Consider the following 22,785-nt stretch of genomic DNA (forward strand, 5'->3'; position numbering starts at 1 on the left):
TTCAAGCCAGTGCGCGGGCCGCGTCGGCGACGGCAGCGCGGATGCGGGCATAAGTGCCGCAGCGGCAGATGTTGCCAGCCATCGCGGCATCGATTTCCGAGGCGCTGGGCCGCTTGCCCTTGGGCAGCGACTTCAGGAAGGCCGTGGCACCCATGATCTGGCCGCTCTGGCAATAGCCGCACTGCGCCACGTCGTGCTTGACCCACGCGTCGCGAACGGCATTGCCGACACGGTCGGTGCCGCCGGTCACCTGTTCGATGGTATGGAGCTTCTGTCCTTCCGCCGCCGAGATCGGCGTCACGCAGGAGCGGATGGCCTGGCCATTGAGGTGCACCGTACAGGCCCCGCACAGCGCGGCGCCGCAGCCGAACTTGGTGCCGGTCAGGCCCAGCGTGTCACGCAGGGCCCAGAGCACAGGCATGGCGGGATCGGCATCGACCGGATGCTCACGGCCGTTGATATTCAGAACTGTCATGGGATCCGTTCCTTCACTGTGGCTTCTTGTTGAAGGTTTCCCGCGCGATGCCGGCCGCGGTCACGGCGCTGGGCCAACCGGCATAGAAGGCCAGATGCGTCAGCGCCTCAACCAGTTCGGCCTCGGTAAGACCATTCTCCCGGGCCAGCGCCATATGCGAGCGCAACTGGTCCGGGCGATTCATTGCGATCAGTGCGCTGACGGTGACCAGGCTGCGGTCGCGCGGCGACAAGCCGGGCCGCGCCCACACGTCTCCGAACAGCACATCGTCGGTCAGTTGCGCCAGCTTGGGCGCCACGTCGCCGAAGCACCGCTGGGCCACCGACGGCTGCGCAGCGTCTTGCGCGGCCGGTCTCGGTGCCGCCATCCCGGCGCTGTACTGCGCGTCGCTCACCTGTTCCAACCAGTCCACGGCCTTGCCATCGCGCGCCTCCTGGATCGCCATGTGGGTCATCGCGCTGTCGGCCGCGGCCCCGTGCCAGTGCCTGGTGTTGGGCGGGATGCGCACCACGTCGCCGGGGCGGATCTCCTGGACCGGCCCGCCCCAGCGCTGCACACGGCCGACGCCCGCGGTGACGATGAGCGTCTGGCCAAGCGGATGCGTGTGCCACGCGGTGCGCGCTCCGGGAGAGAAGGTCACCGTACCCGCCGACGTGCGGTCCGGCCCGGTGGGCGTGAACAGCATCTCGACCTGGACACTGCCCGTGAAGTTTTGCGCCGGCGCCGCCTGGACCTGGCGCGATGCTGCGCGTGAAATCTGCAAGTCCGGTTCGGCCGCGCCCGCGGCATCCATCATCGACAGCGCGAGGGTTGCAATGGCAATGGACGTTCTCATGTTTCGTGCTCCCTCACTCATCGCCCAACCCGTGCCTGCAACGCTGCGGGATAACGATCGCCATGGACTTTGACCTGATCGAGCGCGCTGTGGATCTGGCGCAGTTCGTCGCCGGACAGTTCCACGGACGCCGCGCCGAGGTTCTCATCAAGCCGGTGCAGCTTGGTCGTGCCTGGAATGGGGACAATCCACGGTTTCTGCGCCAGCAGCCAGGCCAGCGCCACCTGGGCCGGCGTGGCCCGCCGGGCCGTCGCGATGACACCCAGGGCATCGATCAGCGCCTGGTTGGCCTGCCGCGCCTCCGGGGTGAATCGCGGCACGATGTTGCGGAAATCGTCTTTAGCGAAGGTCGTGTTCTGGTCGATCGCGCCGGTCAGGAAGCCCTTGCCTAGCGGACTGAACGGCACGAAGCCGATGCCGAGCGCTTCGAGGGTTGGCAGGATCTCGCGCTCGGGTTCGCGCCACCACAATGAATATTCACTCTGGAGGGCAGTCACCGGCTGCACGGCGAGGGCGCGCCGGATCGACTCGGCGCCAGCCTCGGACGGGCCGAAGTGGCGCACCTTGCCTTCAGCGATCAGGTCTTTCACGGCGCCGGCCACGTCCTCCATCGGCACCCGGGGATCGGTGCGATGCTGGTACAGCAGATCGATGCGGTCGGTCCTCAGGCGTTTGAGGGAAGTTTCCACCACGGAACGAATGCGCTCGGGGCGGCTGTCCATGCCTTTGGTGGCATCGCCGTCCTTGAAGCCAAACTTGGTGGCGATGACAACCTGGTCCCGAATCGGCTGCAAGGCTTCACCAACCATTTCCTCGTTCAAGGCACCGTAGGCTTCGGCGGTATCGAAGAAGGTCACCCCGCGCTCGAAAGCTTCGCGGATCAGCTGGACCGCCGCGGCACGTTCCAGTCCGGGACCGTAACCAAAACTCAGCCCCATGCAGCCGAAGCCCAGGGCAGAAACTTCCAGGCCAGAACTGCCGAGTTGTCGCTTGTGCATGGTGGTCTCCCGTCCAATTGGTCCGATACCCGGGACTGTAAAGACCGCTGTCTCAACCAACTAGGCCATTCTCGCTTGCATCAGTTACAAGGAAAACTTGATAATCGGCTTCCAAGTCGGGAGATTGCCATGCCGATCAACGAATTCAGGGCGATCGCCATGTTCGCCAAGGCGGTCGAGTTGGGTAGCATCCGACGCGCCGCCCAGGCGCAGCGGGTGACGCCACAGGCAGCCAGCGAGGCAATCGCACAACTGGAGCAGCATCTGGGCGTTCGCCTGCTCCACCGCACCACGCGGAACCTGGCGCTTACCGAAGAAGGACAGCGCCTGCTCGAGAACACCCAGCCGGCAATCGCGGCGCTGGACCGGGCACTGGCCATGGCCCGCGAAGCCAAGGACGACATTGCCGGGCCCCTGCGCATCGTGGGTCCAAAGTCGTCTTTCGCGCCCATCCTCATGCCGGTGCTCGATGAGTTCTGCCGGGCGTATCCCGGCATTCAGCCAGATATCCAGCTTGACGATGGCATTGGCAACTGGGTATTGGAGCGCATGGATGTCGGCTTCAGGATCGGCACTTCGCCGAGCGAGGGCGTGATTGGCCGCCAGTTGTTCTCGATCCAGATGATCGTGTGCGCTGCACCGGCCTACCTGGCCAGCCACGGCGTTCCCGCCACGCTGGACGATCTGGTCACCCACCGATGCAGTGTTTTTCGCCACCCCGCAACCGGCAAGGTATCGCCCTGGTATTTGACGGTAGATGGCAAGCTCGAGCATAGGCTGATGTCCCCGGCATTCTCGACCAACGACACCGAAATCGAATTGCAGGCAGTGCTCGCCGGGCAAGCGATCGGCCAGCTCGCAAACTTCTCTGCGGCAGCACACATCCGTGCCGGAAGACTGGTGCCTGTGCTGCTCCAGCACATGAGCGCTCACATCGGACTGCACATCTACTACGGAAGCCGCGCTGCACAACCGAAGCGCGTACGGGAATTTCTGGATCTGGCGATTTCCCGCCTGCTGGACTCGCCTGCTTTCGTATTGACCGAGAAGGAACTCGGGACTGCTTCGCGGGGCTGGCAGGATGCGCAGCGGCGGGGAAAGTAAAAGCGAAGATGCGTTCGGGTCGACTTCCGCCGGACCCGGCGTTGGCCGAATTGCAAACGAACGGGACGCGCAGGCAGTAATATGGGTGTCCCCTCCCTCCATTGGAAGTACCGCGATGCAAGTACTGGTTGACGCAGACGCCTGCCCGGTTGCCGTCAAGGAAATGTTGTATCGGGCCGCACAACGTGTCGGAGTGTGCGTCACGCTGGTTGCCAACCAGTACATGCGCACGCCGCCTTCGCGCTTTATCAAGGCACTGCAAGTGCCTGCGGGCTTCGACGTCGCCGATGACCGTATCGTCGAGCTGGTCAGCAGCGGGGACCTCGTCATTACGGCGGACATAGTCCTTGCCGCGGCTGCCCTCGACAAGGGCGCCTATGTGCTCGACCCGCGAGGAAGCTGGTTCAGCCGTGAGAACATCCAGGAGCGCCTGACGATGCGCGAGGTGATGGAACAACTGCGCAGCTCGGGCGTGGATACCGGCGGACCGGCACCGTACGCCCCACAGGATAGCAAGGCGTTCGCTGGCCAATTGGACCGCTTCCTGGCACGCCATGCGCCGCCAGGTGCCGTCGCCTGAGGCGACGGATCGGCGCTACATCAGCTCGGTCTTCAACGCCGTCGACCGGATCCAGCCCGCGAAGGCGTCAATCGACGCCTGCCTTGGATGATGAGCGGTTGCCACCAGGTAGAAGCCATAGCCTGGCAAGGAAAGGGGATGTGCCTTGACCAAGGTCCCCGTGCGCAGTTCATTGCCGACCACAACATCACTGCATATTGCGATTCCCTGTCCGGCAACCACTGCGTCAATTGCATGCAGCTCCTCGCGGAAGCTCAGGCCACACTTCACCGTGAGGTTCATCAACATGGGGTCGATCATGCCCGCGGTAGCCAGCCATTTGTGCCACGTGGGGGCGTCCGGATCCCGGTTCATCCAGTCGAAATGGATCAGCGGAAAGCGCAGCAGATCTGCGGCCCGCTGAACGGGCCGGCCATCCGTGGCGAGCAAATCCGGCCGGTAGACGGGGAAGAAGGCGTCCCGGCAGATCTCCTGCACGACATGATCGGCCGGCGAAGTTCGCGCGTAGCGGATCGCGATATCGGACTCGCCTGCCCGCAAGTCGAGGACAGCATCGGTGCCGATGATTTCCAACGCGATCCCGGGGTGCAATGCACGCCACTCGGGTAGCCGGGGAACCAGCCATCGGCTCGCGAACGCGTTCGAGCTCGTCACGCGCAGCGGGAGTTGGTGGTCGGTCGCCGCGATCGATGCCACGGCGCTCGCCAGTGCATCGAAGCCATTGCGCAGCGCCGGAAACAGCTGCGCGCCTGCGCCAGTCAGGGCCAGCGGGCGGGGGCGCCGCTGGAACAGCTTCTGCCCGCAGGTTTCCTCCAGCAACCGGATCTGATGGCTGATGGCAGTCCGCGTCACACCGAGTTCCGCCGCAGCAGCCTTGAAGCTCCTGTGCCGGGCCGCGGCCTCGAAAGCGCGCAGCGAACGTAGCGGTGGCAGTTTGCGCATGAACTGAGTGTAGATGAGCAGAGCTCATCTGCCAGATGAGTTCTTCGAGCTTGCTTCGTTTCCTGCTTGCGTCAAGCATGTATCCGGAAACCGCGGTGCAGAGGTCGCTGTGCCGGACATGGAAAGGGGGCAGCATGGATCCGCATCTCATCTCCGGGCGTGCCGGAAGCGGGCCGGAGCACGCCGGCTTGAGCCTGGAACGATTCCGCCAAAGCCTGAACGGCGAAGCGATCCTGCGCGGAGAAGACGGATATGACAGGGCACGCCAGGTCTGGAACGGCGTTATCGACAAGCGGCCGGCGATGATCGTCTATTGCGCCGATGCCGCCGATGTCAGCCGTGCCGTGAGGTTTGCCCGGTCAGGCGGCTATCTGGTGGCCCTGCGCAGCGGAGGCCATAATGTCGCCGGCTTGTCCGTCTGCGACGACGGCATCGTGATCGATCTGTCGCGCCTGAAACAGATCGAAATCGATCCGGTACACCGCATTGCGCGTGCGGGTGCAGGCCTGAGGCTGGGCGAATTCGACAGCGCGACCCAGTCGCACGGGCTGGCGACGACGATGGGGGTCAACAGCGATACAGGCATCGCCGGGCTGACGCTTGGCGGCGGCTTCGGCAGGCTAGGCCGTAAACATGGCCTGGCCTGCGATAACCTGATCGCGGCCGAGATCGTGCTGGCCGATGGCCGCATGCTGAGAGCCAGTGCCACCGAGAACGCGGACCTGTTATGGGGCCTTCGCGGCGGCGGCGGGAACTTCGGCATTGTGACGGCATTCGAGTACCGGCTTCATCCTGTCGGGCCGATGCTTCTGAGCGGATCCGTGCTGCATCGCTACGACCAGGCGCGGGACGCCTTGCGGTTCTACCATGCGTTTGCGAGCCAGGCGCCGGACGAACTCAGCGTCGATGCAGCCCTCGTGACCACGCCGTCTGGCGAGCGCTTCCTGAGCCTCTCGGCATGCTATGTCGGACCGATCACGGAAGGTGAGTGAGTGCTCGCGCCGCTCAAGGACTATGGAGCCCCAGCCGAGTGCCGGTTTGAAGCGACCCCTTACCTGCAGATCCAGCGCGCCGGCGACGCCATCTTTCCCCGCGGGCGCCGCTACTACTGGAAGGCACAGTTCCTGCGCGAGCTCGCGGATCCGGCCATCGATACGTTGCTCAATGCCTACGCGAACGCGCGTGGCGCCATGCCACTGCTGGTTTTGCAGCAGGTTGGCGGGGCGATTGCCCGGGTCCCCAGAACGGAGACACCCTACGTAAACCGCGATGCGCTCTACGACTGCTTCCCCATCTCGATCTGGGACAATCCGGCAGACGATGAAGCGAATGTACGGTGGGCGCGTGAAACGTGGGACGCTATCCGGCCGTTCTCGACGGGCGGGGTCTATGCGAATAATCTGGGCGAGGAGGGAGAGGACAGGGTACGGGCCGCCTATGGGGAGAACTTCCAAAGGCTCGTCGAGCTCAAGAACAAATACGACCCGGCCAACTTCTTTCGTCTGAACCAGAATGTTCGGCCCGGGGCCGTGGCTTAAAGGAATCTCTGACGGCGGCGGTGGCCAACCTGGCGTGCCGCCGCCTGCCACGTAACGCCCGAGTCGTAAGCCACCGTCAGTTACCGCGGTCCCGCACTCCCGCTGCTATGCTAGTCACCATCGACCGGCTCGGGAGCGACCTTGGCCAACCCGGATCTTCCCGATAGCGACCAAATGACCGCGCACGTCGTCGCTGCACAAGCAAGCCCGTGCGACGAGCTCGTCATCCGCACGCAGCCCACCGCGGTCGACCGCGCGTGCCGGCGCAAGCGTCTGGCACTCGCCGCGACCATCCTCGGCTCAAGCATGGCGTTCATCGACGGCTCCGTCGTCAATGTCGCGCTACCCGCCATTCAGAGCGAACTCGGCGCGAGCGTCGCGGCAATGCAGTGGATCGTTAACGCCTACCTGCTCTTTCTCGGGTCCCTCGTGCTGGTGGGCGGATCGATGGGCGACAAGCTCGGCCGCCGCACGGTGTTCATTGCGGGCATCGGGGTCTTCACGCTGGCGTCGGCCGCTTGCGGGTTCGCGCCGGACGCGAATTCGCTGATCGCCGCGCGCGCAGCGCAGGGCATTGGTGCAGCACTCTTCGTACCCAGTAGTCTCGCGATCATCGGCGCGGTGTACGAAGGCGAAGCGCGCGGACGGGCAATCGGCACCTGGGCGGCCGTCGGGGCGATCACGTCCGCGGCGGCGCCGGTGGCGGGCGGCTGGCTCGTCGACGTGTTGTCGTGGCGCGCGATATTCTTCCTCAACGTCCCGCTTGCAGCGGTGACGATCGCGCTCGCGATTTTGTCGGTGCCGAACAGCCACAAGCTCGATGCGCCTCAACGGTTGGACTGGCCCGGCGCGCTTAGCGTCGCAGCGGGGCTCGCGGCCCTCACCTATGGTCTGACCGAGGCGTCCGCGCGCGGTTTCGCGGATCCGCTTGTACTGTGCGCGATCGGCGCGGGCGCGTTCGTGCTGGTCGCATTCGTGATGATCGAAGCGAACAGCCGTCACCCCATGATGCCGCTCGACGTGTTCCGCTCACGCGATTTCACCGGCGCCAACCTCGTCACACTGCTGCTCTACTTCGGCCTGAGCGGCGCACTGTTCTTCCTGCCGTTCACGCTGATCCGCGCACATGCCTACACCGCAACCGAGGCGGGCGCGGCGCTGCTGCCGGTGCCGGCCATCATCGGCTTGCTGTCGCGCTTCACCGGCGGCCTGACGAGCCGCTTCGGGTCGCGGATCCTGTTGAGCGCTGGCCCGGGTATCGCGGGAATCGGATTCGTGATGCTGGCGTTGCCGTTCGTGCGCGGCAGCTATTGGGCCGGAATTTTCCCTGCGCTCACCGTGCTCGGGCTCGGCATGACGATCACCGTCGCGCCACTCACGACGATTGTGATGGGCTCGGTGCCGGGCGAGCACGCAGGCGTCGCATCCGGCATCAACAATGCGGTTGCACGTGTGGCGAGCCTGCTGGCGATTGCGGTGCTCGGCATCGTGTTCGTGTGGTCGCACCAAGCGTCGCTGTCGGCGCGGCTCGATGAACTGGATGTTCCCAGGGACGCACGCCGGACCGGGCAGTTGCTGGAGCCGGGCGCGCAAGCCGGGGCGGCAGCGGGCGACGCCCATTTGCCGACTCGGACACCCATGGCGCAGGCGGAAGCCGAAGCTATCACCGACGCGCTGCGCGCCATTGCGCTGGTGTCCGCTGTGTGCGCGTTCGCCGGAGCGGGTCTCGCGGTGGCGACCATCCAACCCCGCAGGTGATATGCCTCGTGTCGCCGGACGCGTCCGGTGCCTATCGGCGCCCCGCGCCTTTAATTTATAAATTTCTGTCTTGCAAACATGTGTAATTGAGATGTATATTTTGCAAACTACGAGGAGCGGCTCAAGCCGGTGGCTCGCACTTGATATGGAAGCAAAGTGAAAATGTCAGACCAGTTCGCAACTGAACCAGAGCCATCTCAGCCACCGCTGTCGTCCGCGGCCGCAGTGGCGTATGAACGTACCGTTCTTGACTGGGCCGAACACCTACCGGAAAGCGTCGTCGCTGTGCGCAACCTCACATACGGTGCCGACCAGCGGCAGCGATTCGACGTGTTCACGGCACGAGGGTTGCGCGACGCGCCTGTCCTGATCTTCTGGCATGGTGGGGGCTGGACGAATGGCTATAAGGAATACGCCTCGTTCCTGGCGCCAATGGTGATAGATCTGGGCATGGTCCTGGTTGCGCCCACATATCGGCTGGCGCCGGCCCATAGGTTGCCCGCAGCATTTGACGACGCGGCGCTGCTTCTGGCCACCGTGCAGAAAAGCATTGCCACCTGGGGCGGCTCTCCCTCTCACATCTATCTTTCCGGCCACTCGGCAGGCGGCGGTATTGCGGCAATGGCGGCGATGCGAAAACCACAACTGCGCGCGATGGGTGTTGACCAGCAGGCCATTCGCGGTTGCTTGCCCATCAGTGGCATCATGAACCTGCACCACCCGAACCCGGCACCCGGGAGTCTTGAGGAACGGGTGTACACCGCATTGCTCGATTCGCAGGAGCTGGATGCGGCAATGAGTCCGCTGACGTGGTCTGCCGGCAATACCGTTCCGATGGTACTCAGCTACGGCGAACATGACAGCGAGCGGGTGATCCGCTCCAACCTCACCCTGTACGCCATGCTGAGGATGCAGCCGGCTCCCGTTGGTTGCTACATGCTCGCGGGCGAGGATCATTTCCGCACGCATACTGCGCTTTCGGACCCGTCCCACCCTTGGTATGCGCGGCTCGCGCAACTCGTCAAGGAGACCTCATAGTGAAGCAAGTCATTGAGACTGGCTTGCCCACCCCAGCGCAGCCATTTTCCTGGGCAACCCAGGCCGCAGGTCTGCTGTTCACGGCGCACGGTCCAGTCCGTCCGGACGGGTCGGTGGATACCGGCGATATCGCGCGGCAGGCCCGCCTGACGTTTGAGAACCTGAAGTTAGCGGCCGAAGCAGCGGGCGCGGACCTGAACGATGTGGTGCAGGTGCTGATCACCCTGTTGGAAGCCGATGACGTGCCGGTAGTCGATGCGGTCTATAGAGAGTTCTTCGCCCCGCCTTATCCAAACCGCTCGACGGTGATCGCCAAGGCATTGGTAGTGCCAGGTATGCGCATCGAAATCGTGGCGTATGTCGCGCTGCCCTACAAGCCCTGAAATTGGGGCTAGTCGGCAAAGCGCTTGCTGAGGACTTCGGCGGTGCGCATCAGGTGGTGCCGCAGCAGCGCGGAGGCTTTCTCCGTGTCGCGCGCGAGCACCGCCTCCATGAGGTCCAGGTGTTCCTTCAACACATCGTCGGCCAGTTCCTTGCTCGAGCGCGGGTAGGCCAGGCGAATTCGACGATACCGCTCAGAATGGTCGACCAGTTGTTCGTCGATGCGCAGTAGCCACTTCGACGTAGCCGCAGCAACCAGCGCGAGGTGAAAGCGCCGGTGAGCCGTTTCCCACAGTTCCACTGCAACCGTGTCCGATGCATCGGTCGGGAGCCGCGCCCTGGTCAGCTTGTAATAGGCGGCCATGATGTTCGCGCCCCAGTCATCGTCGCCATGCTCAATGGCATCGGCCAGCAGGAGCAGTTCGATCGAGGTGCGCGCATGCATCAGATCGAGCAGATCACTCCTGGAGAGCTTGGTCACGCTGAAGCCTCTTTGGCCCTCATTGCTGACCAGCCCTTCGCCGCAGAGGAGCATCAGGGCCTCGCGGATCGGGCTCACGCCGAGTTCGTAGCGTTCCTGCAATGCCTGCAGACGAAGCTTTTCCCCAGGGGCCAGGCTGCCCGCAATGATGTCTGCGCGCAGCAGTTGATACGCCTTCTCGGAAATGGTCTGGGTCGGCGCCGGCTCTGCGTGCTGCAGCCTGCGCGGCAAATCGGAAGTCCGCATGATTTGTTGTTGGATGGATGAGCGGCAAGGGCTGGCCGGCATCTATAGGACACCGGAAATTTCATAAATTTACCTCCAACAACGAAATTTTGCACTACCCGATGACCAGAGCAGATGCCGCCGGGCCGGTAGGATTACCGATTCAGGCCTGAATTTCGCCCGTCCGCAGCCGGAACAGGCCCATTTCCGCGCGTCGCCCACGCAGGGTAAACTCCATCTTTTATTCAATAGATATAAATTTATAATTTTTACGAGTGTTCATTGAGACACCGTTTCATATATGAACAATGCGCGGTGAGCGCCGGATCTGCTGTGAGGCCCGGCGGGCCGCAATGCACCTAGAGGAGTTGGATCACATGAAGAAATCCGCGAGACGCCGGGCATTGGTTGCCCTGACAGCTATTGCCACCCTGCTTGCAGCGGGCGGGGCCACTGCACAGGGCAGCTATCCAACCAAGCCGGTCACGCTTCTCGTGGCCTATCCAGCCGGCGGCGATACAGATGTGCTGGCACGCCTCTTTGCCGAGAAGCTGACTGCGCGGCTTGGGCAACCTGTCGTGGTGGAGAACCGCACCGGCGCCGGCGGCACCATTGGCACGGCGTACGTGGCAAAGGCTGCGCCGGATGGCTATACGCTGCTGTTCGCCCCGAACACAATCTCGATCTCTCCGCACGTGCTGCGGCCCGGCACGGGTGCCTCCTACGACCCGCGCAAGGATCTGACGCCGATCACGCTACTCGGCACGCAGTCGCTGTTCGTTGTGGTCAACAAGGCCGCCGGTGTCACCCGGATGGAAGACTTCGTCACGCATGCTAAAGCCGGTACGCTGAAAACCTATGGCAGTCCGGGCAACGGGTCGCCAATGCACATACTGGCGGAACTGTTCAACAAATCGGCCGGCATCAAGCTCACGCAGATCCCCTACCGCGGCAGCGCCCCCGCGGTGGTCGACTTGCTGGGTGGGCAGGTGCCGATGATGTACTCCACGCTTGGGCCGGTGTCCCAGTACTTCCCGTCGGGCAAGCTGATTCCGCTGGCCGTCGCGGACAAGAAGCGCTCGCCTTTCGCGCCGAACGTGCCGTCCCTGGCCGAGCTTGGCTACAAGGATGTCGAGGTCGGTGCCTGGCAGGCCGTGGTGGGCCCGAAGGGCATGTCTCCGGAACTGGTTCTGACGCTGAACAAGCACTTCAACGACATCCTGAAAATGCCGGACGTTGTCGCCCGGATGGCAACGGTTGCCGTGACGCCGCAGGGCAGCGACCCAGCCTCCCTTGGCAAGCTGATCGCTGCCGACTACGAGCGCTATGGCCGGATCGTCAAGGAATTCGGCATTCAGGCCGACTGAGGAACAACCATGACGATATTAGTCACCGGCGCCGGCCTGATCGGCCGCCTGACCGCCGCACAGTTGCTGGCCCGGGGAGAATCTGTGCTGCTCGCCGACGTCAGGCGGCCCGATTCCGCTGAACTGGGCGCGCTGCCGCTGGCATTGTGCGATGTGGCCGACTACGACGCATTGTCCCGCCTGGTGGACGAGCATGGGGTCACCACTATCGTCCATACGGCGGCCTTGCTTTCCACTGCCATTCGCAAGGATCCACTCGCCGGCATCCGGGTCAATACGATGGGAACGGCAAACGTTCTTGAGCTGGCACGCCAGCGTAAGCTCTCGCGTGTCGTGATTGCCAGCTCGACCACCGTCATGTACTCAGCCTTCCCGTCCCTGCCGGCTACACCGATCGCCGAGGATTTCCCGTTGCGGGTCCTCAGCGAACGGCCTGGCAGCATCTATGCCGCCACCAAGCTGGCTGGCGAGCATCTCGCGCTCGCCTACGCCTCGCTCTATGACGTCGATGCGGTCGTGCTGCGCTACGGCGCTGTGCTCGGCGCGGGACGGGACGCGGTCACCAGTGTGCCGGGCCGGCTACTGGCCACACTGCTCGAAGCCGGACGCACCGGAGTGCCTGCAAGGCTGGACGATCCTATCCTGTTGTGGAACGGCCGTGAGGAATTCATCGATGCCCGGGACTGCGCTATCGCCAACATCGCTGCACTGACCGCACCCGCACCGCGTCAACGCGTGTACAACATCGCTACCGGCGAATGGTTCTCGGTTGAAGCGTTCATCGATGTCGTGCGCCAATGTTATCCGGCGCTGCAGACCACCGATCTCAGGCTACCCGAGGGCGGCTTTGCCGGATTTCCGTATGTGCGACCGGCGCCGTCCGACGACGGTGCCGCTCAACGCGAAATCGGCTTCAAGGCCACCTATTCGCTACTGGAGACCACGCGGCACTTCGCTGCAATGCTGTAGATCTGCGCCGCCGCACCCCGCAGGACCCCAACCAGGAGCAGGCTCACAGTCCACCAGGCTGACTGGTGCCCTCGTGCGCGCCACGCAAAAATTTAGATATTTCATACATATTTGCATATTTTAAAAAATTTAGAATGAGAACCGATATGGGAATGAAGCGGGCGATGTTGGCAAGATGCGTGCTCGGCGCGGCGGTGGCATTCGGCGCAGGTGGGCACTCGGTATATGCCGCGGCACAGTCGTCCAGCGTGAATCTGTATGGCGTAGCGGACGTCGGGCTGGTACACGAAAACGGCGCGGCAGCTGGTTCGGTAACAAAGGTCACGAGCGGCATGATGTCAGGCTCGCGCGTTGGCATGCGCGGACGCGAGGAACTAGGCGGGGGCACGGCAGCGTTCTTTACGCTGGAAGCCGGCATCCTGATGGATACTGGCGCATCAGGTCAGGGTGGCTTACTGTTCGGCAGGCAGGCCTACGTCGGACTCGATGCATCGCCGGGCCGCATCACGATGGGGCGGCAATATACAACGCTGGCGTTGGCACAAGTGGAGTTCGATCCGTTTGTGACCGGCATGGCCGGCACGTCTGCAAACCTGATTTCAGCCGGCGGGCGAGGCGGCAGCAACCGCGTCGACAATGCCCTTAAATACAACCTGCCGGGCACACTCGGCGGCCTCGATGGCGAACTGTCCTACAGCTTTGGCGAAGTGCCCGGCAGTGCGGCCACCAACAGCCAGTTTGGCGCGTCACTTGGCTACTCGGGGGGGAACTTCATGGGACGCGTCGCCTACGCGGACGCCCATGATGCCAACGGCCCTGGCAAGAACGCACGGGAAGTGTTCTTCGGCGCCAAGTACGACTTCGGGCTCGCGACGGGCTACCTCAACTACGTGATCAACCGGGGCGCCATCGTACCGGGCACGCCCAACTTCAAATCGGAAGACGTGCTGGTCGGGGCTTCGATTCCAGTCGGCGCCGGGCGGGTCGTGACCTCATACATCTACAAGAACGATCGGACCGACGCCAACAACGATGCCCATCAGTTTGCGATCGGCTACGTACATAACCTCTCCAAGCGGACCAGGCTCTATACGTCTTACGCCCACATCTGGAATCGCGCGGCGAACACGGCCAAGTCCGGCTTCTACCGCGTATGGAATGCCAATGATGTCGGCAACCCGCTCGCCGGCAACTCTGCTTTCAACGTTGGTATCAACCACACTTTCTGACCTCTCTGCCGCCTACCGTCCGGTGGGGTCGTGCCCACTGGCCTTCTTGCCCGATGCCAGCAAATGCTCGCATCGGGCCTTTCTCATAGGCAGGCACCAGATTAAGAGCACAGGCTATCGTGCAAAGTACGCACCGCTGGGCGCCTCTGCGGGCGTCTAATGTCGGCGCGCTGGCCTCTGTGTGTCTAGTTCGCTTGCTGTCGCGAACAGCGTGGCGCGGAAGGCCTCCAGCACTGGCGAGGCCGGCACGTCCGCGCGGGTGGCGATGCCGACGGGAGGCAAGGTCCAGTCGGGACGCGCGCTGAGGATCGTGAGCAGGTTCATTTCCGCGTAGTGCTGCGCCACCGCCAGCGGCATCGCGGCCAGCAGGTCGGTGTCCCGCATCAACATGACATTGGCCAGCACCGATACGGAATCGATCGCCGCCACCGGCGGTGTGACGCCCTGCTCCCGGAAGTAGCGCTCGATCGTCGGCCGTAGCGGCGCGCCCTTTGGCGGCAGGATCCACGCATGCTGCGCCAGCATGGCCGGCGTGATGCGCTTGAGCCTGGACAACGGATGGCCGTGCCGCGCCGCAATGCAGACCGGCTCCTGATACAGCACCTCCCACAGAATGGCGTCGGGCAAGGATTCTTCTGAGACTCGCCCCAGCACACAATCCAGTTCGCCCTTGGCGAGCGCGGCCAGCATCGACTCATTGGTACCTTCCTGCAAGAGCAGGCTGATGCGCGGGACATCCGCCTGCAGGCGGGCGAACGCACGTGGCAGCAAGACCGGTATCGCAACCTGCAGAACGCCCACCCGGATGCGGCCCGTTGCGCCCTGGGTCAGGCTTTCAATCTCGTCGCGCGCGCTGTCCAGGTCCGAAAGCAGCAATGCGGCCTTGCGCAGCAGCGCATCGCCGAAGGCCGTGGGCGTGATGCCGCGACGCGAACGCAGGAACAGCTGCACGCCAAACATCTCTTCGATCTCCTGCAGCAGCTTGCTGGCCGCCGGCTGGGTCATCCCCATGCGCGCGCCGGCCTTGTGAAAGCTCCGGACCTCGTCGAGCACGAGCAGCAACTCCAGATGCCTGATTCTCAGCCTTGCCCTGATATGGCGTGTGGTAGGCGGGTGTCGCTGGGTGGTCATGCAATATTCCTATAGGTTTTCACAGGATCACGAATGATCATCAACAGGTTTTCACAGCAAGCCTACAATAATTTCAAGGGAGCCCATACATCCCAAGCCACTGAACCACCACGGAGACTTCATGAAAATCACCATGCTCGGCACCGGCGCCGCGCTGCCTGACCCGGATCGCGCACAGTCCGCCATCCTGCTTACGCTCGATAACGGGCGCAACTATCTGTTCGACTGCGGGGAAGGCGCCACGCGCCAGATGGTGCGGGCGAATATCGATCCGGCGTCGGTGGGCTTCGTATTTCTGACGCACCTGCACCACGACCATATCTGCGACTACCCGTATTTCGTGATTTCGAGCTGGATGCTGAACAAAACGGGCGCACCGCTGGTGCTGGGCCCGAAAGGGACAAAGCACTTCGTCGACCACCTGTTCGGGCAGGGCGCGTATCACGCCGACTTCCAGGCCCGCAGCGCCTACCCGGCGCGGCAGCAGAATCTGGAGGCGGCGCAGCCGGAGGTGCGCGAGGTCAGTCCCGGCGTGGTGTATGAGGACGGACACGTCAAGATCTCCGTCGACTGGGTGGAACATATCCCGCGCGATATCTGCGAGTGCTTTGGGGTTCGGGTAGAGGCCGAAGGGAAAGTGATCGCCTTCAGCGGCGACACCGCGCCGTGCGAGGCCATGGTCCGGCTGGCACAGGACGCTGACCTGCTGATCCACGAATGCACCTTCCCCGAGTCCTTTATCGCCCATCGCGCCAAGACCGGCGTGGGAACGTACTCGCATACCAGCCCGACCGACCTCGGGAAGATTGCGACCAGGGCTCGCGCCAGGAGCCTGGTCGCCACGCATTTCGGCCACTTCGACTCGACCAGCCCGGTCCTCAAGCGCGCCGCTGCCAAGCATCTGCCGGTGGAACTGATGGGCCCGCACCTGATGGACGAGATCGTGGCGGACATTCGAAAGCATTACATCGGGCCGTTGCGGCTGGCGCATGACCTGATGCGCATCGATCTGTGATCGCATGCCCATGCCCTTGCGCGACGCCAGGCGCGCCAGCGAGGGAACTGGTCGGATCCGCTTCATGCGGGCCGGCCGCCCGAACATCAACAGGAAGCCCAAGATGCGTATCGCAATTTCCCAGATGCGTCGATTGAGGAGCGTGGCGCTCGCATTCCTTGCGGTGGCGTCTGTTTCGACCAGCCATGCCCAGGACCAGGCATCGAAGATTGTCGTCGGCCTGCCAGCCGGTGGGTCGTTCGATACGGTAGCCAGGATCGTCGCCGACAAGCTTGCCGCGGAGACAGGCCATCCTGTCCTGGTAGAGAACCGTCCGGGCGCGCAGACGCGCATTGCGATCCAGGTGGTCAAGGCCGCGCCAGCGGATGGGAACACCTTGCTCGTCGCCCCCGGCGTTGCCATGTTCCTCTACCCTCATCTCTTCCGGCAGCTGGGCTACGCGCCGTTCTCAGACTTCACGCCGGTGGCGCAGCTGGTGAGCTGGGACCTGGTCCTTGCCGTCGCCAGCGACTCGCCGATCAGGACATTCGCGGACTTCCTGGCGTGGTCCAGGGCGAATCCCGGCAAGGCGTTCTATGGCACGTCAGGTGCCGGCAGCCTGCAGCATTTCCTGGGGGTGTCGCTGGCCAGGCGCACGGGCATCGCGCTCGAGCACGTCGGCTTCAAGGGTGGCAAGGAGGCCGTGACGGCGCTGATCGGCGGTCATATCAACGCGATCGTGATGGACGCCGGCGAGGTCGTGCCGATGGTCCAGTCCGGCAAGATCAGAACGCTGGCGATCTTCGGGCCGCAACGCGAGCGCAGCCTGCCCGGCACGCCGACGATCCGGGAACTGGGCCTTGGCGATCTGGAAACATCCGGCTGGGCCGGACTGTACGCACCGGCGAAGACACCCCCGGCCGTCGTGGGCAGACTGAACGCGGCGGTCAACAAGATCCTTGCCAGTCCGCAGGTCGGACAAAAACTCGTGGAGCTTGGCATGAAGCCCGCGGGCGGCACCGCGCAGCAGCTCGATAGCCTGGCGCAGGGCGAACTCGGGAAATGGCGCGACATCGTCGCAAGCTCGAAGTTCGTGCTCGACTGACCGGCGGCGATCCCACCACATCCATTGCACTCACTATTGCCGCATAGTCATCCGAAATGTTCTCACTCAAAACTGTAGAAATCGATTCCGTACCCGTTGGCTGCATCGAGATCAACGGGCAGGCCTATCCTCTCGCGGCTTGTGCCAGGGTTCTCGATATCCCCGCGCTGGCCACGTCCGTCAGGGGCCTCTTTGACGACTGGCCCGCCTCGGTCGCGTTGCTCGAGCAGATCGCGTCCAGGCAGGAAGCCCTCTCCGGGCACGAGGTGAGCAGCGACAGCCCATCCCTTGCACCCATCCTCTACCCCGGCAAGGTGCTTTGCGCGGGCGCCAACTACTATGACCATCTCGCGGAAATGGGCGTGCCGAATGCGGCGGACAAGTCTGCGCAGCGGCTGTTCTTCTTTTTCAAGCCGCCGCGCCAGGCCATCGTCGGCCCGGGCCCGACCGTCAGGATGCCGATCGATTGCCAGCGCCTGGACTGGGAGGTCGAGCTGGCCATGGTGATCGGCAAGACCGCGCGCAACGTCGGCCTGGAAGGTGCCCTGGATCATGTCGCAGCCTATACGGTGGCCATCGACCTGTCCGCGCGAGATTTGAACAAGGCACCGGACACGTTCTACAAGCTCGACTGGGTCGCCGGCAAGGCGCACGACACCAGTTGCCCGCTCGGCCCGCGGCTGATTCCGGCGCAGTTCATCCCCGATCCGATGAACCTGCACCTGCAACTCAGCGTCAACGGCGCAGTCATGCAGGACGCATCGACCAGCGGCATGGTCTTCGATCTCCGGGAGCAACTGGTCACACTGTCTCGGATCATGACGCTGGAGCCCGGTGACGTGATACTGACCGGCACGCCGGCAGGCGTCGGCGCGCCCCGGGGAACCTTCCTCAAGGTGGGAGACGAGGTCTGCGCAACCATCGACGGCATCGGTTCGATCTCAGTGCAGGTACAGCCGTCCCGTTGATGGGCTGGCCGCCCTCCGACGCGCCCGTCCAACCATCCAGGTGGCATCCATATTTCAGGCAACTCTATGCGCTCAATTTTCTCAGCGGTTCCCACCTATGCGGGCGATGCGATCTTTGCATTGGTGGAAGCTTTCCAGAAGGATCCGAATCCGAACAAGGTCAGCCTGAGTATCGGCACGTATTTCGACGAGGATGGCCGTATCCCTGCCATGGCGGCAGTGCGCGCCGCGAAATCGCAGCTGCTGCCAGCGGCCGCCACGCACCCCTACCTGCCGATTCCGGGCCTGGAATCGTACCGGCAAGCGACCAAGGGACTGATCTTCGGCAATGACGCGCCGCTGCTTGGGCGCACGGCGACTGTCCAGAGCATCGGCGGCACCGGCGCGTTGAAGCTCGGGGCGGACTTCCTGCGCCGTACCTGCGCGGACGCTGCGGTATGGGTGAGCGATCCGACCTGGGAGAACCACGAGCAGGTCTTTGGCCAGGCAGGTTTCACCGTTCACAAGTATCCCTACTATGACGCGGCGACCGGGGAGGTTCGCTTTGCCGAGATGGCGCAGACCTTGCGCTCGCTGCCCAAGGGATCCATCGTGGTCCTGCATGCCAGTTGCCACAATCCGACCGGCGTGGACTTGTCGCACTCCCAGTGGGGAGAGATCGTCGCGCTGTGCGCGAATCACGATCTCATTCCCTTTTTCGATCTTGCCTACCAGGGCTTCGGCGAGGGGCTGGACGACGATGCGCTTCCCATCCGGATGATGGCCCGTGCCGGGGTGGAGTTTCTCGTTGCCAGCTCGTTCTCGAAGAACTTCTCGTTATACGGAGAGCGTTGCGGCGCCCTGAGCGTGGTGTGCCGCGGCGAGGAGGAAGCACAGAAGGTACTCGGCCAGGTCAAGTCCCTTATCCGCGGCAACTACTCCACGCCGCCTACCTTCGGGGCGGTCTTGATCGGGCATATCCTGAGCACGCCGGAACTTCGGGCTTCCTGGGAAACAGAGCTGAAGAGCATGCGGGACCGGCTCGTCGGCCTGCGCTCACTACTGTGCTGGTCGTTGACCGCGCTGACGCACGGGGAGATGGACTTCCGCTATGTCGAGGCGCAACGCGGCATGTTCAGCTACATGCAACTGTCGCCGCAGCAGGTGGAAAGGCTGCGCAAGGAACACGCGGTCTACTTGCTGAAGTCCGGCAGGCTCTGTGTGGCAGGCCTCACGGTCGACAACGTCGACCATGTCGCGCGCGCCATCGCGATGGTCCTGAGCTACAAGCGCGACTGATCCGCTGAACGCGGCGCGCGAGCACGCGCCGCCCTACCGATACGTCATCCATTGCCATCAACAAGATGGCGGGGAGAACGCTCGCACGAACCGCGCGGGCAAGCAGAAACAAGAAAGAAATTACAACGCAAAAGAGGAGACTGGCCGAGATGCAACAAGAGGAGACATGCAAGATAAGGATGGGCGCCCGACGATATCCGCTCGGGAAGTGGATCATCAGTACCGGCCTGTCGGTGATTGTGGGATCAGCGTCAGCAGATCCCGCCCTTCTGGATCAGGCGCTGTCGTATGCCGATGCAACTGAACCGCAGGTGATCTCTTGGCGGCGCCATATCCACCAGCATCCCGAGCTGCCGTGGCAGGAGAAGGAAACGGCGAAGTACATCGCCGACGCGCTGGCCGGGATGCCCGGTTTCCAGGTGCAGACCGGGATCGCGGGGACCGGCATCAAGGCCGTATTGCGCGGTGGCAAGCCGGGCCCGGTGGTGGCGTTTCGTGCCGATATGGACGGGCTGCCCATCCAGGAGCGCAATGAGCTGCCATTCAAGTCCACAGCGAAGGCGACCTACCTGGGCAAGGAGACCCATGTCGCGCATGCCTGCGGGCACGACACCCACGTAGCGATGCTGCTTGGCGCCGCCCAGGTGTTTTCCAGAATCCAGAAGGACTTGCCCGGCACCGTGGTCCTGCTCTTTCAGCCCGCCGAGGAAGGCGGGCCGGGCAATGGCGGCGCCGTCAGGATGCTGGCGGCGGGTGTGCTCGACAACCCCAAGGTGGATCTGATCCTGGGACAGCATATTTCGGCACGCGCGCCATCGGGGTCGATCTCGTACCGCCCCGGCGATTTCATGGCTGGAGCCAGCAACTTCAAAATCAAGCTGGCCGGGAAAGGCGGCCACGGTTCTTCGCCGTGGGAAGCCAATGATCCTGTGATCGCGGCGGCCGAGGTGGTCCTGGCACTGCAGAGCATCGTCAGCCATCAGCTCGACCAGCAAGCGGGGAATACGACCCTGACCGTCGGCATGCTGCAGAGCGGCGTCAAAATGAACATCCTTCCGGAATCCGCGGAGATCGGCGGCACCATCCGGTCATTGTCCCGGGACAACCTGGCTACGGCCGGCGAAAGCTTGCAGAGACGGGTGAAGAGCATTGCGGACGGCTGGAGGCTGACCTCCAAAGTCGAGGTCGGCTCCGGCGGCTATGACAACGTCTTCAATGACCCCGAGACCACGAAGCTGCTGATTCCGGCCTTCAAGGCGGCGGCAGGCGCGGCCCACGCCATCGAGGGCAAGCCGCTGATGGGGAGCGACGATTTCGGGGCATTCGCCTCCCATGGCGTGCCGGCGGTCTACTGGTTCCTGAACGCATCGCCATTTGGCGCCCGCCCGGGTGCCCCCAACCATTCTCCCGACTTTGTGATCGATGAATCGGCGATGCGAGTCGGGGTCCGCGCCTTTGTCGCCACCGCAGTGCAATTCTTGAACACGAAAACGCAGCGCTAAGCGCCGCTGCGTCTTTCAGAAAACCACGGACTGGATAGCAAAGAGCATGGAAACGACAAGTTCACGGATTGCAATTGGCATCGCTGCCATCGGGGTGGTGGTCAGTACGCAGGTGTTCGCCCAGGGTTCCACGGTGAATCTGTATGGCGTCATGGACACGGGCGTTGAGTTTCTCAGCCACGCGGGCAATGGCGGATCGGGATCGCAGTATCGTATGTCCGCCGGCAACGTGGCCGGCTCAAGATGGGGCTTGCGGGGAATGGAGGATCTTGGGGGTGGCAACAGCGTCCTGTTCGCCATCGAAGGCGGGGTCTTCGGCGACACAGGCGTCTCGGCACAGGGCGGGCGTTTGTTCGGCCGCCAAAGCTTCGTCGGCCTGGCGGGTGCATGGGGAACCTTGACAGCCGGACGGCAGATCAACACGCTGTTCTCGTTGTTCGTGCCCTTCGATCCCCTGCAGTACGCCACGTACGGCCTGCTCGCGCACGATGTTACCTTTTCGATGCGCGCGGACAACTCGCTCAAATACACGAAGGATGTGGACAACCTGACCGTCACGGCACAGTACAGCTTTGGATACGACGGCGCAATTGCAAACGGAGGGGAAGTACCGGGCAGCTACCGGATCGGGCAGGAACTAGGCACCGGTGCTTCCTACACGGTCGGAAACCTGGGAATGGCGGCAGCCTATACGCAACGACGGGGGACAACGGCACCGTCACAGGACAACATCGAACGCCGCTACGCGGCAGGCCTGCTCTGGAGTTCGGGCTCGTTCTCGGCAATGCTGGGATATCGGCTGCTGCAGGGAACGGTGGCAAATCCATCGTTGCGGACCAACCTCTACTGGGCGGGCGCCGCCTACAAGCTTGCGCCTGCATTCACGTTCAGGGGCGGCGTCTACCACAGCGATCAGCGGCACTCGGGCAACGATGCAACAAGCTACTCCTTGGCGGCGCTCTATGCGCTGAGCAAGCGCACCGAGCTATACCTGCTCGCATCCTATATGGATAACAAGGGCGCTTCGGCGTTGTCTGCCGCGACCGCTTCAACCGTAGCGCCAGGTGTCAACCAGAACGGCGTGGTTGCCGGCATCAAGCATATCTTCTGACGTGGCAGGGGCATTGGTAGCGATGTCCCTGTTTTTCGCAGGCAGTCTCGCCGCAGCGGGGAGTGGCCCTTGACCAAGGGCAGATAGTCAGCTCCCGCAGGCGGATCGGATTAACCGTCCGTTTCAAGGCCCATGGAATGACCGGATCACCCACGCATCCGCAACAGATCAGCGTAAGAAACCAGCTTGCGCTTCTCGTTAGCAAGCATCTTTCGTTTGGACGCGGAGCGGGTTGGTTGGCCGCGCTCGAACTTGGCGGCGGCGCGTGCGTCCTCCCGCGCGTAGGCCCGTGCGGTCTTGGCTTCCGCCTTCAGGCGTTCAGCCTCAAGCCGCGCAGCAGTGCGTTCCTCTCGGGCAACATCTTGCACGGCCGACATGATTTCGGCTCTTAGCAGATCGCGCCTTTGCCTGGCAGCGGCACGGGCAGCCTGCAATTGCTCTTTCCTCTGCCGCAGCCAGTCTTTCCCGTTGACCGGCGCAGGCCTGGCCTCTGGCGGCACGCTCAGGCGCAAAGCCCTGCTGGTTGAAACTCTCTCAGTCGGCGGCGCGCGCCGCGCATCCTGCTTCGCATCACTCACGCTGCATCACTCTCCCAGCACCACATAGCTGCGGCCCATGCGTCACTGGTTGAAGTCCGTAAACTCATGCCAGCAACCTTACCATAGGACTGCATCTCGGGCCTGGAGCGTCCAGCCTCCTTTTACTTGGCGGCATGAATCGCTTAGACACGCGGGCTTTCTTATAAGAAATCGAGTAGGGTGAGGGGTCACCCCCTC

At 63.4% G+C, this 22,785-nt stretch carries 23 protein-coding genes; 16 read left to right on the forward strand and 7 right to left on the reverse strand.

What is annotated here, in order from left to right; translation table 11 throughout:
- Nucleotide 1: 1 nt before the first annotated feature.
- The 3 genes from CF68_RS33885 to CF68_RS33895 are packed head-to-tail and all read right to left on the reverse strand — an operon-like array spanning nt 2 to nt 2,308.
- On the reverse strand, nt 2-475 hold the full coding sequence (locus CF68_RS33885) for a (2Fe-2S)-binding protein (RefSeq protein ID WP_035827663.1): 474 nt from the start codon (nt 473-475) through the stop codon (nt 2-4).
- Nucleotides 476-488: 13 nt separating this feature from the next.
- Nucleotides 489-1,310: a carboxymuconolactone decarboxylase family protein gene (locus CF68_RS33890; protein WP_035827666.1), complete on the reverse strand. Its 822-nt coding sequence runs from the start codon at nt 1,308-1,310 to the stop codon at nt 489-491.
- A 17-nt stretch (nt 1,311-1,327) separates the two neighbouring features.
- Nucleotides 1,328-2,308, reverse strand: coding sequence for an aldo/keto reductase (locus CF68_RS33895; protein WP_035827668.1), 981 nt, complete (start codon nt 2,306-2,308; stop codon nt 1,328-1,330).
- Nucleotides 2,309-2,437: 129 nt separating this feature from the next.
- On the opposite strand from CF68_RS33895, the gene CF68_RS33900 reads away from it, so the two are divergent.
- Complete coding sequence (locus CF68_RS33900) at nt 2,438-3,412, forward strand: LysR family transcriptional regulator (RefSeq protein WP_035827671.1); 975 nt, start codon at nt 2,438-2,440, stop codon at nt 3,410-3,412.
- Nucleotides 3,413-3,527: 115 nt separating this feature from the next.
- A complete protein-coding gene (locus CF68_RS33905; protein WP_035827674.1) occupies nt 3,528-3,992 on the forward strand; it encodes a YaiI/YqxD family protein in 465 nt (154 codons plus the stop codon).
- Nucleotides 3,993-4,007: 15 nt separating this feature from the next.
- Here CF68_RS33905 and CF68_RS33910 read toward each other — a convergent pair whose 3' ends face one another.
- On the reverse strand, nt 4,008-4,934 hold the full coding sequence (locus CF68_RS33910) for a LysR substrate-binding domain-containing protein (protein ID WP_035827676.1): 927 nt from the start codon (nt 4,932-4,934) through the stop codon (nt 4,008-4,010).
- 134 nt (nt 4,935-5,068) lie between these two features.
- Here CF68_RS33910 and CF68_RS38865 point away from each other — a divergent pair, with 134 nt between their 5' ends.
- The 5 genes from CF68_RS38865 (at nt 5,069) to CF68_RS33930 (ending at nt 9,651) form a co-directional block, all read left to right on the forward strand.
- The gene (locus tag CF68_RS38865) at nt 5,069-5,926 is read left to right on the forward strand and encodes an FAD-binding oxidoreductase (protein WP_235205977.1); all 858 of its coding nucleotides are present in this window, start codon (nt 5,069-5,071) and stop codon (nt 5,924-5,926) included.
- A complete protein-coding gene (locus CF68_RS38870; RefSeq protein WP_235205978.1) occupies nt 5,927-6,472 on the forward strand; it encodes a BBE domain-containing protein in 546 nt (181 codons plus the stop codon).
- A gap of 174 nt (nt 6,473-6,646) precedes the next feature.
- Nucleotides 6,647-8,230 carry an MFS transporter gene (locus tag CF68_RS33920; RefSeq protein ID WP_200872629.1) on the forward strand — a complete coding sequence of 528 codons (1,584 nt, stop codon included), beginning with the start codon at nt 6,647-6,649 and terminating at the stop codon, nt 8,228-8,230.
- Between the two features lie 162 nt (nt 8,231-8,392).
- The gene (locus CF68_RS35655) at nt 8,393-9,268 is read left to right on the forward strand and encodes an alpha/beta hydrolase (protein WP_051591814.1); all 876 of its coding nucleotides are present in this window, start codon (nt 8,393-8,395) and stop codon (nt 9,266-9,268) included.
- Nucleotides 9,268-9,651 carry a RidA family protein gene (locus tag CF68_RS33930; protein ID WP_035827680.1) on the forward strand — a complete coding sequence of 128 codons (384 nt, stop codon included), beginning with the start codon at nt 9,268-9,270 and terminating at the stop codon, nt 9,649-9,651. Before CF68_RS35655 ends, CF68_RS33930 begins: the two co-directional genes overlap by 1 nt.
- 8 nt (nt 9,652-9,659) lie before the next feature.
- Here CF68_RS33930 and CF68_RS33935 read toward each other — a convergent pair whose 3' ends face one another.
- Nucleotides 9,660-10,376: an FCD domain-containing protein gene (locus CF68_RS33935; RefSeq protein WP_011616464.1), complete on the reverse strand. Its 717-nt coding sequence runs from the start codon at nt 10,374-10,376 to the stop codon at nt 9,660-9,662.
- Between the two features lie 356 nt (nt 10,377-10,732).
- Between CF68_RS33935 and CF68_RS33940 the strand changes: the two genes are divergently transcribed.
- From CF68_RS33940 to CF68_RS33950, 3 genes are all read left to right on the forward strand, one after another.
- Nucleotides 10,733-11,722: a tripartite tricarboxylate transporter substrate binding protein gene (locus tag CF68_RS33940; protein WP_035827683.1), complete on the forward strand. Its 990-nt coding sequence runs from the start codon at nt 10,733-10,735 to the stop codon at nt 11,720-11,722.
- 9 nt (nt 11,723-11,731) lie between these two features.
- Entirely contained in the window at nt 11,732-12,691 is a 960-nt protein-coding gene (locus CF68_RS33945) for an NAD(P)-dependent oxidoreductase (RefSeq protein ID WP_035827685.1), read from the forward strand.
- 146 nt (nt 12,692-12,837) lie between these two features.
- Complete coding sequence (locus CF68_RS33950) at nt 12,838-13,920, forward strand: porin (RefSeq protein WP_161786891.1); 1,083 nt, start codon at nt 12,838-12,840, stop codon at nt 13,918-13,920.
- Nucleotides 13,921-14,076: 156 nt separating this feature from the next.
- Here the strand turns inward: CF68_RS33950 and CF68_RS33955 are convergent, their stop codons facing one another.
- On the reverse strand, nt 14,077-15,051 hold the full coding sequence (locus CF68_RS33955; protein WP_084187592.1) for a LysR family transcriptional regulator: 975 nt from the start codon (nt 15,049-15,051) through the stop codon (nt 14,077-14,079).
- Nucleotides 15,052-15,172: 121 nt separating this feature from the next.
- On the opposite strand from CF68_RS33955, the gene CF68_RS33960 reads away from it, so the two are divergent.
- From CF68_RS33960 to CF68_RS33985, 6 genes are all read left to right on the forward strand, one after another.
- Entirely contained in the window at nt 15,173-16,066 is an 894-nt protein-coding gene (locus tag CF68_RS33960) for an MBL fold metallo-hydrolase (protein WP_035827687.1), read from the forward strand.
- Nucleotides 16,067-16,130: 64 nt separating this feature from the next.
- On the forward strand, nt 16,131-17,150 hold the full coding sequence (locus CF68_RS33965) for a tripartite tricarboxylate transporter substrate binding protein (protein WP_161786892.1): 1,020 nt from the start codon (nt 16,131-16,133) through the stop codon (nt 17,148-17,150).
- A 56-nt stretch (nt 17,151-17,206) separates the two neighbouring features.
- Entirely contained in the window at nt 17,207-18,118 is a 912-nt protein-coding gene (locus tag CF68_RS33970; protein WP_035827689.1) for a fumarylacetoacetate hydrolase family protein, read from the forward strand.
- A gap of 75 nt (nt 18,119-18,193) precedes the next feature.
- Entirely contained in the window at nt 18,194-19,396 is a 1,203-nt protein-coding gene (locus CF68_RS33975) for an amino acid aminotransferase (RefSeq protein WP_035827723.1), read from the forward strand.
- Nucleotides 19,397-19,545: 149 nt separating this feature from the next.
- Nucleotides 19,546-20,898 carry a M20 family metallopeptidase gene (locus CF68_RS33980; protein ID WP_235205979.1) on the forward strand — a complete coding sequence of 451 codons (1,353 nt, stop codon included), beginning with the start codon at nt 19,546-19,548 and terminating at the stop codon, nt 20,896-20,898.
- Nucleotides 20,899-20,944: 46 nt separating this feature from the next.
- Nucleotides 20,945-22,009 carry a porin gene (locus CF68_RS33985; RefSeq protein WP_051591816.1) on the forward strand — a complete coding sequence of 355 codons (1,065 nt, stop codon included), beginning with the start codon at nt 20,945-20,947 and terminating at the stop codon, nt 22,007-22,009.
- A 146-nt stretch (nt 22,010-22,155) separates the two neighbouring features.
- Here the strand turns inward: CF68_RS33985 and CF68_RS33990 are convergent, their stop codons facing one another.
- Nucleotides 22,156-22,587, reverse strand: coding sequence for a hypothetical protein (locus tag CF68_RS33990; protein WP_035827692.1), 432 nt, complete (start codon nt 22,585-22,587; stop codon nt 22,156-22,158).
- Nucleotides 22,588-22,785 lie beyond the last annotated feature (198 nt).

This window comes from Cupriavidus sp. SK-4, assembly GCF_000611125.1.
GTDB lineage: Bacteria > Pseudomonadota > Gammaproteobacteria > Burkholderiales > Burkholderiaceae > Cupriavidus > Cupriavidus necator.